This window comes from Paenibacillus sp. P4_A7, from assembly GCF_056402455.1.
This window is the reverse complement of record NZ_JBFUHJ010000812.1, coordinates 1-1,094: the sequence shown is the minus strand read 5'-3', so window position 1 is coordinate 1,094 and position 1,094 is coordinate 1. Positions and strand designations below refer to the sequence as shown.

Below are 1,094 nucleotides of genomic sequence, written 5' to 3'. Positions count from 1 at the left end.
GAACTACAGACTGCAGTTTGGATCGATTTAACGGATAAAGAAGAAGCCGACTCTATTGCCGAAAAATCTATGGTAAAAGTGACACCTGGATTAGAAGTGACGCTCGAAGCAAAGGGAGAAGCTTACGGTGCAAATGGCATTAGAAAGCCTAGAATGAATATGGTTGTAACCATTCCATTTTCCATGTCTGATCAAGTACAGGTCGATGAGGAACCTATAGAAACGCCGGTGCCGACTCTTAACGGGGATCTTGCAATTAATATGGAAATACCGATCATACCTGAAACTGAAACGCAGAGTGATATCAAGTTACCGTTAGAGATAGCAGATAGGGTGCAGACGGATACACCCGACATCACACAAGAAGCAGGTCGTGAACCTATAACTGCCGTTAAAATAAAAGTCGAGTCCGGTAACGGTTCAATAGAAGTTACTGGTTTGACATTACCAGGCGGATTGGAAATTCGGAGTAATAGCGGTCTTATAACTGTTCGTAACATAAAAGGCTCAATTAATATTAAAGGCAATAACGGTGCCATAAATGCACAATTCATAAGTGGTGACAGCAGCATAGATACGAAAAATGGCACAATCAACGCTTCAGGCATTTTAGGGAAGCTTTACGCCAATACGTTGAACGGTAGCTTGGAATTAAAGGGAATTGAGGGTAGTATAGAAGCTGAAACAAAAAATGGTAAAATCAAAATAGACGGTGCAGCGGCCTCAGTTAAAGCTGATACATTAAATGGGAATATAGAGCTAAACAGCAGCAAAGTCGGTGGCGATTGGGATTTAGACAGCACAATCGGAGAAATTAAGCTTTCGATACCGGAAGATGGCAGTTTCAGTATTTATGGATCCGTAACTTTCGGTAATATTACGACCGATTTGCCATTGGAGGTTAGCAAGAAAACGATAAGGGGCACTATGGGGGATGGCACTTACCGCATTCAAATCAATGCAACGAATAGCATAGCGATTAACAATAATAAGCCTGTATGAATTACGCTTTCATTGACAAAATCTTAAATAAGAACGTACAATAGTTTTAATTACATTGAAGGGCGTGAGGGGAATGGGAGCCAACGTTAACT

General features: G+C 41.0%; 1 protein-coding gene. It reads left to right on the top strand.

Going from position 1 to position 1,094, the window contains the following annotated elements:
* On the top strand, positions 1-1,002 hold a 1,002-nt coding region (locus tag AC1DWN_RS34200; protein ID WP_477563256.1), incomplete at its 5' end, for a DUF4097 family beta strand repeat-containing protein.
* Positions 1,003-1,094: the final 92 nt, after the last annotated feature.